Genomic DNA, 8,800 nt, shown 5'->3' on the forward strand with positions numbered 1-8,800 from the left:
GCCCGGTTACATTCCGAACCCGGAAGCTAAGCCTCACAGCGCCGATGGTACTGCAGGGGGGACCCTGTGGGAGAGTAGGACGCCGCCGAACAATTTTTCTGAAAAGCCCCTGATCCATTCGGATCGGGGGCTTTTCGCATTTCCGGGCAGTCCGTCCGAGGGTTCCCGCCGGTCGGCGGGTACAGGCCGGCTGCCGGGCTGTGGCACCGTCAATATGCCGCTAAAACAGCATGCTCAGTGCACGGATCAGCGGAAAATCGTCTCCCACGCCGTAGTCTCGAAGGGGGAGGGGAACAGGTGTCCGGGGGTGGCTACCGGACTGGGCCGGATCAAGAATGGTGCTCATGGGACGTGGCAGGCTGCGCATCTACCTCGGGGCTGCCCCCGGGGTCGGCAAGACGTACGCCATGCTGGCCGAGGCGCACCGGCGGCAGGAGCGCGGTACGGACGTCGTCGTGGCGTTCGTGGAGGACCACGGCCGGCGGAACACGGCCGACCTCGTCGCCGGGCTCGAGGTCGTGCTGCGGCAGCAGGTGGTGCACCGGGGGGCCAGGTTCTCCGAGATGGACCTGGACGCCGTCCTCGCCCGTCGCCCGCAGGTGGCGCTGGTCGACGAGCTGGCGCACACCAACGTCCCCGGCTGCCGCAACGCCAAGCGCTGGCAGGACGTGGAGGAGCTGCTGGCGGCCGGGATCGACGTGATCTCCACGGTCAACATCCAGCACCTGGAGTCGCTCGGCGACACCGTCGAGGGCATCACCGGGGTGCGGCAGCGCGAGACCGTGCCGGACGAGGTGGTGCGGCGGGCCGACCAGATCGAGCTGGTCGACATGTCCCCGCAGGCCCTGCGCCGCCGGCTGGCCCACGGCAACGTCTACGCGCCGGAGAAGATCGACGCCGCCCTCGGCAACTACTTCCGTCCGGGCAACCTGACGGCGCTGCGCGAGCTGGCCCTGCTGTGGACCGCGGACCGGGTCGACGAGTACCTCCAGAAGTACCGGGCCGAGCAGGGCATCGAGGGCATCTGGCAGGCCCGGGAGCGGATCGTGGTGGGCCTGACCGGGGGGCCCGAGGGCGCGACGCTGATCCGTCGCGCGGCCCGGATCGCGGCCAGGACGTCGGGCGGCGAGCTGATGGCCGTCCACATCTCCCGGTCGGACGGGCTGGCGGGCACCGACCAGTCGCCGCAGATGCTGATCGAGCAGCGGTCGCTGGTCGAGAGCCTGGGTGGCACGTTCCACGCCGTCCTGGGCGACGACCCGGCCGTGGCGCTGCTGGACTTCGCCCGCGGCGTGAACGCCACCCAGATCGTGCTGGGCACGAGCCGGCGCCCCGCGTGGCAGTACTTCTACGGGCCGGGCGTCGGCACGACGGTGACCCGGGAGGCCGGGGACATCGACGTCCACATGGTCACCCACGAGCACGCCGGGAGCGGGCGGGGCAGGATCCCGATCCGCCGGATCACCGACCTCGGCCGCACCCGGACGGTGGCCGGCTGGCTGACCGGCCTGGCCGGTCCGCCGCTGCTGGCGCTGGCGCTGACCGCGATCGGCGGGCTCGGCCTGTCCACCGACATGCTGCTGTTCCTGTCGCTGACGGTCCTCGCCGCGCTGGTCGGCGGGCTGTTGCCGGCGATCGCGTCGGCGCTGGTCGGCTCCTCGGTGCTGAACTACTACTTCACGCCGCCGATCCACACGTTCACCATCAGTCAGCCGCAGAACATCATGGCGGTGGCCATATTCACCGTCGTCGGCATCTCGGTCGCCTCCGTCGTGGACCTCGCGGCGCGCCGCACCCTCCAGGCGGCCCGCAGCCAGACCGAGGCCCAGACGCTCAGTGCGCTGGCCGGTACGGTCCTGCGCGGCGCGCCCAACGGGGACGGCGTGCTGACGGCGCTGATGGAGCAGGTGCGCGAGACCTTCGGCCAGGAGAGCGCCGCGCTGCTGGAGCGCCCGGACCCGCTCGGCGCCTGGGCGCCGGTCGCGGCCGCCGGTCCGCACCCGCCGGAGCGCCCGGAGGAGGCCGACGTGGACGTCCCCGTCGGCGAGAGCCTCGCGCTGGTGCTGCGCGGCCGGGTGCTGCCCGCGGCGGACCGCCGGCTGCTCGGGGCGTTCGCCGCGCAGGCCGCCGTGGTCCTGGAGCGCCGCCGGCTGGCCCGGGAGGCCGCCGCGGCCCGCCGGGAGGCGGAGGGCAACCGGATCCGCACCGCACTGCTCGCCGCCGTCTCGCACGACCTGCGCACGCCGCTGGCGGGCATCAAGGCCTCCGTCACCTCGCTGCGTTCCGCGGACGTGGAATGGGCCCCGGAGGACGAGGCGGAGCTGCTGGCCGGGATCGAGTCCGGAGCCGACCGGCTCGACCACCTGATCAACAACCTGCTCGACATGAGCCGGCTGCAGACCGGCACCGTCACCCCGCTGATCCAGGAGACCGACCTGGACGAGGTCGTGCCCTTCGCGCTCGGCGGCGTCCCGCTGGAGTCCGTCCGGCTGGACGTCCCGGAGACGCTGCCGATGATCCGGGCCGACGGCGGACTGCTGGAGCGCTCCCTGGCCAACCTGGTCGAGAACGCCGTCAAGTACAGCCCGCCGGGCGTGAAGGTGCTGGTCAAGGCCGACGCGCTGCACCCGCCGGGCGGACCGGGGCGGGTCGAGCTGCGGATCGTCGACCGCGGGCCCGGCGTGCCCGAGGACGCCAAGGAGCGGATCTTCGCGCCGTTCCAGCGCTACGGGGACGCGCCGCGCGGCGCCGGGGTGGGCCTCGGACTCGCGGTGGCGCGCGGGTTCGTCGAGGCCATGAACGGTACCGTCACGGCCGAGGACACCCCCGGCGGCGGCCTCACCATGGTCGTCACCCTGCCCGCCGTCGAACGGCCCCCGGAACCGGGCGAGCCGTCCGGCGACGGCCACGACCCGCTGTCGCGGCTCGTCACGTGACACCCGGACACGGGCTCCCCGTCCGCCGGTCCGCACCACCTCCCGCACGTCCCACAGCCTGCAAGTCCGACACAGCCCTGAAAGGCGGAGCCCGTATGACCCGGGTCCTCGTCGTGGACGACGAACCGCAGATCGTCCGCGCGCTGGTGATCAACCTCAAGGCCCGCAAGTACGAGGTCGACGCGGCCCATGACGGCGCGAGCGCCCTGGAACTGGCCGCCGCCCGCCATCCCGACGTCGTCGTCCTCGACCTCGGCCTGCCCGACATGGACGGCGTCGAGGTGATCCGCGGGCTGCGCGGCTGGACCCGGGTGCCGATCATCGTGCTGTCGGCCCGGCACGCCTCCGACGAGAAGGTCGAGGCGCTGGACGCCGGCGCCGACGACTACGTCACCAAGCCGTTCGGCATGGACGAACTGCTCGCCCGCATGCGCGCCGCCGTGCGCCGGGCCGAGCCGGTGGCCGGCGAGGACGACTCGCTCGTGGTCACCGAGAGCTTCACCGTCGACCTCGCCGCCAAGAAGGTGAACCGCGACGGCACCGACGTCCGGCTCACCCCGACCGAATGGCACCTGCTGGAGGTGCTCGTACGCAACGCCGGCCGCCTGGTCAGCCAGACCCAGCTGCTCCAGGAGGTCTGGGGCCCGGCCTACCGCACCGAGACCAACTACCTGCGCGTCTACCTCGCCCAGCTGCGCCGCAAGCTGGAGCGCGACCCCTCGCACCCGCGCCACTTCATCACCGAACCGGGCATGGGCTACCGCTTCGAGAGCTGACGGTCCGCCCGTGCCCCGGCCCCCGCGGCGCCCGCCGCCGACCGTTCGGCCTGCCGCCGGGGGCCCGAAAACCGGTACCCTTCCGGCATGAGTGGTGACAACAGCAGCGACCAGCCGCAGGGCCGCTTCCGCCGCATGCTCAGCCGGCTGACCTCGTCGGCCGAGGAGCTGCGGGCCGAGGAGCTGCGCCAGGAGAGTGCGGCCGAGTCGGGCTGCACGCCGATCGCCGGCTGCGCGGACCGCGATCTGGTCACCGTGGCGGGCACGCTGCGCACGGTGACGCTCCGCCCGCGGGCCGGGGTGCCCGCCCTGGAGGCCGAGCTCTTCGACGGCACCGAGGCGCTGGACATGGTCTGGCTCGGCCGCCGCTCGATCGCGGGCATAGAGCCGGGCCGCCGGCTCGTCGCCAGCGGCCGGATCAGCCACGCACGCGGGCGCCGCGTGCTGTTCAACCCCCGCTACGAGCTGCGTCCGGTCGGACACGGGAGCGAATGAGCGTGAGCAACCACCCCGGCGGTGACGCCGCCCGGCTCGACCTGGCCACTCCCCGGCACGCGCCGCAGGGCGGCGACCCCGAACTGGACGAGGCCGCCCGCAAGGCCGCCGCCTCCAAGGAGGCCGCGGACACCGTCCTGCAGGCCTTCGGCGGCGTGCGCGGCATGGTCGACATGACGCTGCCCGGCCTGGTCTTCATCGTCACGTACAACATCACCCACCAGGTCAGTGCCGCCGCGTGGGCCGCGCTCGCGCTGAGCGCCCTGTTCGTGGTGGTCCGGCTGGCGAAGCGGGAGACCGTCCAGCACGCCTTCAGCGGGGTGTTCGGCGTCGCCATCGGCGCCTGGATCTCGATGAAGAGCGGCCGGGCCGAGGACTTCTACCTGCCCGGCCTGCTGTGGAACGTCGGCTACTGCATCGGGCTCGCGGTCTCCGCGCTGGTGCGCTGGCCGCTGATCGGCCTGATGCTCGGCCCGATCACCGGCGAGATGTTCACCTGGCGCAAGGAGAACCCGGGCCGGCTGCGCGCCTACACCAAGGCGACCTGGGCCTGGGTTGTGATCATGAGCATCAAGCCCGTGATCCTCTTCCCGCTGTACTTCACCCACAACGTCAACCTGCTCGGCTGGCTCAAGGTCGCGCTCGGCATCCCGCCGCTGCTGCTGGCGATGTACGTGACCTGGCAGATCCTGCTGAAGGCGCCGCCGCCGATCAAGGCGCCGCTGGACGAGGACGACGAGGAGCCGGCGAAGTAGCCGTCCGAGGACCCGATGACGCAGGGCCCGCACCCCGGGTGGGGTGCGGGCCCTGCGTCGTACGCCGGGAGTCGCCTACTGGGGCGCCTACTGGGCGCCGGAGGTGGCCGAGAGGAGGTTCTCCAGCTCCTCCTCGCGCTCCTGCGCGGCGACGAAGAGCAACTCGTCGCCGCCCTCCAGGGTGTCGTCCTTGCCCGGCACGAGCACCCGGCCCTCGCGGATGATCGTCACGAGCGCGGTGTCCTGCGGCCAGGCGACGTCGCCCACCCGGGTGCCGACCAGCTCGGTGTCGGCCGCCAGGGTCAGCTCGACCAGGTTGGCGTTGCCCTGGCTGAAGCGCATCAGGCGGACCAGGTCGCCGACGCTGACCGCCTCCTCGACCAGCGCGGACATCAGGCGCGGGGTGGAGACGGCGACGTCCACGCCCCAGGACTCGTTGAAGAGCCACTCGTTCTTCGGGTTGTTCACCCGGGCGACCACCCGCGGCACCGCGTACTCGGTCTTGGCGAGCAGCGAGACGACCAGGTTGACCTTGTCGTCGCCGGTCGCGGCGATCACGACGTGGCAGCGCTGGAGGGCCGCCTCGTCCAGCGAGGTGATCTCGCAGGCGTCGGCCAGCAGCCACTCCGCCAGCGGCACCCGCTCCACCGAGATGGAGTTGGGGTTCTTGTCTATCAGCAGGACCTCGTGCCCGTTCTCCAGGAGCTCGCCCGCGATCGAGCGGCCCACGGCACCGGCCCCGGCAATGGCGACCCGCATCAGTGACCCTCCTCCTTCGGTCCCTGCGCGAACGCGGCCTCGACGGACGTGAGGTCGGCCCGGCGCAGCATCACGTGCACCAGGTCGCCCTCCTGCAGCAGCATCTGCGGCGTGGGCAGCAGGCCCTCGCCGAGCCGGGTGACGAACGCCACCCGCGAGCCGGAGGCCTCCTCCAGCTCGCCCAGGTGGCGGCCGACCCAGCGCGGGTCGTAGGCGACCTCGGCCAGCTGCACGCTGCCGCTCGGGTCCTGCCACAGCGGCTCGGCGCCGCTCGGCAGCAGCCGGCGCAGCATCTGGTCGGCGGTCCAGCGGACCGTCGCGACGGTCGGGATGCCCAGGCGCTGGTAGACCTCGGCGCGCCGGGGGTCGTAGATCCGGGCGGCGACGTTCTCGACGCCGAAGGTCTCCCGGGCCACCCGCGCGGCGATGATGTTGGAGTTGTCACCGCTGGAGACGGCGGCGAACGCGCCGGCCTCCTCGATGCCCGCCTCGCGCAGGGTGTCCTGGTCGAAGCCGACCCCGGTCACCCGGCGGCCGTTGAACCCGGCGCCCAGCCGGCGGAAGGCCGTCGGGTCCTGGTCGACCACCGCGACGGAGTGGCCCTGTTTCTCGAGCGCTCTCGCGAGGGCCGAGCCCACGCGGCCGCAGCCCATGATGACGATGTGCACCGGCGCTACCTCACCCGTTCCGTAGGGGTCATGACCTGCGCAAACACCGTTCATCTCCCTCTCTCGCCCCGAGGGCCGGGGCAAGCGTCCTGATTCGGTACCGGCGCGACAACCTGAGTGTTGCCCACCGGCTCGTATCCGACACGCTAGCCGGTCCACCGAACACAGTCGCGACGAAGGGTGGGGAGTTCGGCGCAAGCCCTGTCGGCAAACCCCTACGATTCCTTAACGTGCCTATGTCGACTGACCTTCCGAAACGCCTGCTGATCGGGCGCGCCCTGCGGAGCGACAAACTGGGCGAAACGCTGCTCCCCAAGCGGATCGCGCTCCCCGTCTTCGCCTCGGACGCGCTCTCCTCGGTGGCCTACGCCCCCGAGGAGATCCTGCTCACCCTGTCGGTCGCGGGTGCGTCGGCGATCCACTTCTCCTGGCAGATCGGCCTCGTCGTCGCGATCGTCATGCTCGCCGTCGTCGCCTCCTACCGGCAGAACGTCCACGCCTACCCGAGCGGCGGCGGCGACTACGAGGTGGCAACCGTCAACCACGGCCCGGCCGCCGGCCTGGTCGTCGCGAGCGCGCTCATGGTCGACTACGTGCTCACCGTGGCCGTCTCCACGACCTCCGGCGTCGCCAACGTCGTCTCCGCCGTGCCCTCACTGCGCGGCCACGAGCTGACCCTGTCGGTCATCGTGATCGTGCTGCTGATGGGCATGAACCTGCGCGGTGTCCGGGAGTCCGGGACCGCCTTCGCCGTGCCCACCTACGCCTTCATGATCGGCGTGATCGGCATGGTCTGCTACGGGTTCTTCCGGCACTTCGCACTCGGCCAGGACCTGCCCGCCGAGAGCTCCGGCTTCCACCTCGCCGCCACCCCCGGCAACGAGTCGCTCGCCGGGTTCGCGATGGTGTTCCTGCTGCTCAAGTCGTTCTCCTCGGGCTGCGCCGCGCTCACCGGCGTCGAGGCCATCTCCAACGGCGTCCCGGCGTTCCGCAAGCCCAAGAGCAAGAACGCGGCCACCACGCTCCTCATGATGGCGAGCGTCGCCGTGGTGATGTTCATGGGCATCATCTGGCTGGCCCGGCTCACCGGCGTCCAGATGGCCGAGAACCCGGTCGAGCAGCTCGTCGGCGCCTCCCCCGACTACCACCAGAAGACCGCGCTGGCCCAGATCAGCGAGGCCGTCTTCTCGAACTTCACCCCCGGCTTCTACTTCGTCGCCGCCGTCACCGGCCTCATCCTGGTGCTCGCCGCCAACACCGCCTTCAACGGCTTCCCGGTGCTCGGCTCGATCCTCGCCCAGGACCGCTACCTGCCCCGCCAGCTGCACACCCGCGGCGACCGGCTCGCCTTCTCCAACGGCATCATCCTGCTGGCGATCGCCGCGGTCCTGTTCGTCATCGCCTTCGACGCCGACCCCAACCGGCTGATCCAGCTCTACATCGTCGGCGTCTTCGTCTCCTTCAACATGAGCCAGTCCGGCATGATCCGGCACTGGACCAGGCTGCTGCGCACCGAGACCGACCCGGCCAAGCGCGGTCACATGCAGCGCAGCCGGGCCATCAACACCTTCGGCCTGGTGATGACCACGGCCGTGCTGATCGTCGTCCTGGTCACCAAGATCGGCCACGCCTGGATCGCGATCGCCGCGATGGTCGTGCTGTTCGTGATGATGAAGGGCATCCGGCGCCACTACGACCGCGTCTCCGATGAGCTCACCGCCGCCGAGGAGCCCGACGACATCGCGCTGCCCACGCGGGTGCACGCCATCGTCCTGGTCTCCAAGCTGCACAAGCCCGCGCTGCGCGCCCTCGCGTACGCACAGCTGGCGCGCCCCCACACGCTGGAGGCCATCACCGTCAACGTCGACCCGGCGGACACCGACGCGCTGCGCCAGGAGTGGGACGAGCGCGGGATCGAGGTGCCGCTGAAGGTGCTGGACTCGCCGTTCCGCGAGATCACCGGGCCGGTCCTGGACTACGTCAAGAACCTGCGCCGCAGCAGCCCGCGCGAGGTCGTGTCGGTCTACATCCCCGAGTACGTCGTCGGCCGCTGGTACGAGCACCTGCTGCACAACCAGAGCGCGCTGCGGCTCAAGGGGCGGCTGCTGTTCAAGCCCGGTGTGATGGTCACCTCGGTGCCGTGGCAGCTGGAGTCCTTCGAGCGGCGCAAGCCGCAGAAGGCCTGGTCGGCGCCGGGTGCGGTCCGCCGTGGCGAGCCGCGGGCGCCGAAGGCCGTAGAGTCGAAGGATTCCGACCGGACCGGTGCGAGCGCCGGTGCGACCTCCGACCGCAGCAAGGAATCCTCCCAGTGACCCGCAACAACCCGCCCCGCTCCGGGGGCAAGCCCGGCCGCTCCGGCGCCAACTCCGGCAAGGGCGCCCGCCGGGGCGGCTCCCAGCCCGGGCAGGTCG

Annotated in this window: 7 protein-coding genes and 1 rRNA gene; 6 read left to right on the forward strand and 2 right to left on the reverse strand. The window is 71.6% G+C overall.

Going from position 1 to position 8,800, the window contains the following annotated elements:
- The 5 genes from rrf to AB0O00_RS22745 form a co-directional block, all read left to right on the forward strand.
- A 5S ribosomal RNA gene (gene rrf, locus AB0O00_RS22725) occupies positions 1–91 on the forward strand; the annotation flags it as partial.
- Positions 92–344: 253 nt separating this feature from the next.
- Positions 345–2,936: a sensor histidine kinase KdpD gene (locus tag AB0O00_RS22730; protein ID WP_363654524.1), complete on the forward strand. Its 2,592-nt coding sequence runs from the start codon at positions 345–347 to the stop codon at positions 2,934–2,936.
- A 95-nt stretch (positions 2,937–3,031) separates the two neighbouring features.
- Entirely contained in the window at positions 3,032–3,712 is a 681-nt protein-coding gene (locus AB0O00_RS22735) for a response regulator (protein WP_033351413.1), read from the forward strand.
- Positions 3,713–3,799: 87 nt separating this feature from the next.
- On the forward strand, positions 3,800–4,207 hold the full coding sequence (locus AB0O00_RS22740) for an OB-fold nucleic acid binding domain-containing protein (protein ID WP_329931199.1): 408 nt from the start codon (positions 3,800–3,802) through the stop codon (positions 4,205–4,207).
- Positions 4,208–4,209: 2 nt separating this feature from the next.
- Positions 4,210–4,962, forward strand: a complete 753-nt coding sequence (locus AB0O00_RS22745) for a DUF3159 domain-containing protein (protein WP_363654526.1) — start codon at positions 4,210–4,212, stop codon at positions 4,960–4,962.
- An 87-nt stretch (positions 4,963–5,049) separates the two neighbouring features.
- Here the strand turns inward: AB0O00_RS22745 and AB0O00_RS22750 are convergent, their stop codons facing one another.
- Together AB0O00_RS22750 and AB0O00_RS22755 are read right to left on the reverse strand one after the other, a co-directional pair.
- Complete coding sequence (locus AB0O00_RS22750) at positions 5,050–5,721, reverse strand: TrkA family potassium uptake protein (RefSeq protein ID WP_363654528.1); 672 nt, start codon at positions 5,719–5,721, stop codon at positions 5,050–5,052.
- Positions 5,721–6,389 carry a TrkA family potassium uptake protein gene (locus AB0O00_RS22755; RefSeq protein WP_363654530.1) on the reverse strand — a complete coding sequence of 223 codons (669 nt, stop codon included), beginning with the start codon at positions 6,387–6,389 and terminating at the stop codon, positions 5,721–5,723. Before AB0O00_RS22755 ends, AB0O00_RS22750 begins: the two co-directional genes overlap by 1 nt.
- A gap of 230 nt (positions 6,390–6,619) precedes the next feature.
- On the opposite strand from AB0O00_RS22755, the gene AB0O00_RS22760 reads away from it, so the two are divergent.
- On the forward strand, positions 6,620–8,701 hold the full coding sequence (locus AB0O00_RS22760; protein ID WP_363654532.1) for an APC family permease: 2,082 nt from the start codon (positions 6,620–6,622) through the stop codon (positions 8,699–8,701).
- Positions 8,702–8,800: the final 99 nt, after the last annotated feature.

It is taken from the genome of Kitasatospora sp. NPDC093558, from assembly GCF_040683475.1.
Lineage (GTDB): Bacteria > Actinomycetota > Actinomycetes > Streptomycetales > Streptomycetaceae > Kitasatospora.

Coding starts and splice junctions, on each gene's coding strand:
- AB0O00_RS22740 (WP_329931199.1), top strand. CDS start 3,800: ATGAGTGGTGACAACAGCAGCGACCAGCCGCAGGGCCGCTTCCGCCGC.
- AB0O00_RS22750 (WP_363654528.1), bottom strand. CDS start 5,721: ATGCGGGTCGCCATTGCCGGGGCCGGTGCCGTGGGCCGCTCGATCGCG.
- AB0O00_RS22730 (WP_363654524.1), top strand. CDS start 345: ATGGGACGTGGCAGGCTGCGCATCTACCTCGGGGCTGCCCCCGGGGTC.
- AB0O00_RS22735 (WP_033351413.1), top strand. CDS start 3,032: ATGACCCGGGTCCTCGTCGTGGACGACGAACCGCAGATCGTCCGCGCG.